General features: G+C 46.8%; 3 protein-coding genes. 1 reads left to right on the top strand and 2 read right to left on the bottom strand.

Annotated features, from left to right (window positions below; genetic code table 11):
• Positions 1–83 precede the first annotated feature (83 nt).
• A complete protein-coding gene (locus ACQKDS_RS20135) occupies positions 84–452 on the top strand; it encodes a hypothetical protein (protein ID WP_399674031.1) in 369 nt (122 codons plus the stop codon).
• Positions 453–617: 165 nt separating this feature from the next.
• Here ACQKDS_RS20135 and ACQKDS_RS20130 read toward each other — a convergent pair whose 3' ends face one another.
• Both ACQKDS_RS20130 and ACQKDS_RS20125 read right to left on the bottom strand, forming a co-directional pair.
• Positions 618–1,844 (bottom strand): pyridoxal phosphate-dependent aminotransferase, encoded by a 1,227-nt coding sequence (locus tag ACQKDS_RS20130; protein ID WP_399674029.1) that lies wholly within the window; start codon positions 1,842–1,844, stop codon positions 618–620.
• 13 nt (positions 1,845–1,857) lie between these two features.
• Complete coding sequence (locus ACQKDS_RS20125; protein ID WP_399674027.1) at positions 1,858–2,928, bottom strand: amidase family protein; 1,071 nt, start codon at positions 2,926–2,928, stop codon at positions 1,858–1,860.
• Positions 2,929–3,011: the final 83 nt, after the last annotated feature.

Genomic DNA, 3,011 nt, shown 5'->3' with positions numbered 1-3,011 from the left:
GCGTCTGTTACGTCCGGTCATAATGTCACCTGTTTTGACTGTGAGGTGATGATACCACCTCTATTCAGGTGGCCAAATTCAGTGTGCCACTACACCCCAAAGCGGTAGGGTATAAATTTAACCTTATCCATGAAGGAGAGAATAATTTAACCTTAAAAGGATTTTTCCAGTTATTAGAAAAGTATTTTGGATTTAGTTTTAAAACAATACCTTTTTATGGGTGGTTATCTTTGTGGGAAAATGACACTCAGGCTCCACTATATCCCCTGCTTAGTCTTTTTAAGGATCATTTGGAAGATGGGCTTTCCACAGTTGAACTCTGCCAAGACGCTTATCGATGGGATTATAGCAATGTTAAAAGGTTTTTAGTTAACAGTGGTATTGAGGAACCCAATTTTTCTGAAGAGGAAATTCGTAACTACCTTAAAACATCTATTGGTTATGTTCCTTGATCCAATATCTGGTATTTTTAGCGATTATATGTTCAACAGTTACTGTTTTTTAACAAACAGTAACTGTTGAAGTAGATTTTAGTCATACTGTTTGTGGGTGTCGATTAATTTGGAAAGAGGAATTACCGAAATATAATTATCTAACGACTTGACTTACCAAGATCTCTAATCCCAACCTAACCCCATGAGCCCCAGCCGTTTAAAAGCAAGATCAATGATATCAGCGGAGTGTCCAAGATGAATCCTCACATAAACGGCCTCTCCGTGAAGTGGGATGCGGGTCATACTTCCTCTCCCTGGTAGAACGCCTGCTTTTAGACAACACTTACGGTAATTATCTTCATCATTATTTACGATAAAGCGTTGTGGTACCTGAAACCGCATATAAGAGGTGCATTGGCCGGAATGTACTGAATCAATAGGGAAGCCGAGGTGTTGGATGAGATGGTGGCAGGCATGTTTTCTCATTTCTGCATAATGGGCGCATAACTGATTTACATAAAGATCTGCTGCAGGATTTTCCAGCCAACTTGCCATTGCGTGCTGCAGCGGTAATCCACTGCCATACGAGCGCTGATGCGCTATGTAGGCTAATTCGGCAAGTGTATCGGGATGCCCTGTCAAAGCACCAATACCCCATCCATTACAGCGAAACTGCTTTCCTAATGTACGCACAGCAAGCCAAGGAGGGGCCGAAGTTGCATGTGATAAATCAAGGAGTATCTGTAAAGCATTACCGGGTGAGACGTCAGGGTCGTGAATTGCATAGTAGGCATCGTCGATCAGGATAGCGCAGCCCCGTTCTATGGCAGAACTCATCAGACGCGCTAAAATTTGCGGCGACCAGTTAGCTCCGGTAGGATTATGCTGAGCATTTATAACCAATAAGGTGCCGCTTTTCATATCTTTTTCGATCTCATCTGGGTTGGGTTGCCATCCTCTTTCGGCAAGCAAAGGATATTCCTTCACGTGATACCCAAGTGGCGTGAGTACTCCCGCATAATCCCATCCTGGTGTCGGCACCAGTGCCGTTGGTTCACTGTCCCACTTTGTTAGCAATAATTGAGCAAAATTGGCCATAGCCCCGCGGGTGCCAACCTGACTGACGGCAACATCAAAATTATCTCTTTCAGGCAGATTGTGGGTCCGAACTATGTATTCGCGTAGCGTTCTGCGCAGCGCAGGCAGACCATATGGTGAAAGCGTATATCCGTGAGCATATTCTGGTATATGGCTCAACGCCTGGACGAGGCCATTGGCGGGGGGTAACCAAGTCTCGCCAAGGCTCAGATAAATTAACGATTCTGGATGTGCAATATCATCAATAAGTTGCGCATCAGCAAGCGGATTAGGCAGATTGCCACTATCCAGTACATTATCAGGGGAGAACATAACGGCTCCTTTATTATCTCGTTAAGGTTGGATGGAGTAATTGCATACAATATCGGGCCTGCATCAACAACTGCGTATCACCACCTGGTACACCATCCATCTGTAGTCCGACAGGTAATCCACCTGCAGTAAATCCCGCAGGTATGGTCACGGATGGCACGCCGAGAATCGTGCTGGGAGCTGTATTTCGTATATAGGCTTGGAAAGTAGACATAGACTTACCGTTTACTTTCACCTCATCACCGATGTCACTAGGTGCCGCTGGTAAAATGGTGGTGGGCATTATGACTACATCCGTATGATATTTTCGGCGCGCCAATAATGCGGCGCAGCGTAAATTGTGCTGCTTAGCTATAAGCGCCTGATAATCTGCCGGTGCGATCCGCTCTTTGAGCAACGGCATTAATATGGTTCGTACATCGGGCGCAGCAATATCATTAATAATTTCGTCGAACTCGGCGTCACACTTGCTTTCTCGAAGATAGGCTGCAATAGCGCCTGGCGTTTCCGCCAATGGAATTTTCATCGCGACATCGAGCCATTCCTCTGCTAGGCCCGCATGTATTGCTGGCCCAGTGTCAACCAGCACACATCCTGCACGTTCCAATATATTCAGCGCGCGACTGGTAACTCGAGCGACCTCGGCATCCAAGCATTGCCATGACGGTTGAGGAATTGCGAGTCGTAATGCTGCAACGGGCGCGGCAAAAGGCGTGATGGTATGAAGTTCTCCTGTAATTAACTCATCTAGCAATAAAATGTCATCGACATCACGAGCCATCAACCCAATGGTATCCCGTGACGGAGAAATACGAATTAATCCGCCATGAGGATAACGCCCAGTAGTTGGCCGAAAACCTACAATCCCACACACGGCGGCCGGGATACGTACGGAACCGCCAGTGTCCGTCCCCAAAGCGGCAGGCACTAGACCCGCCGCTACGGCAGCGGCACTGCCTGAGCTACTGCCTCCTGCCAGATAATGACGGTTATGTGGGTTACGAGTTGTAGGAGCTCCGCATCCAATACCCGTAATGCCATAAGCTAATTCATGAAGGCTGGTTTTACCTGATTGTAGTGGCACACTGAATTTGGCCACCTGAATAGAGGTGGTATCATCACCTCACAGTCAAAACAGGTGACATTATGACCGGACGTAACAGACGC

The sequence above is a fragment of the Serratia sp. NPDC078593 genome (assembly GCF_050268245.1).
Lineage (GTDB): Bacteria > Pseudomonadota > Gammaproteobacteria > Enterobacterales > Enterobacteriaceae > JBNNGK01.
This window is presented reverse-complemented; position numbering and strand designations above follow the sequence as displayed.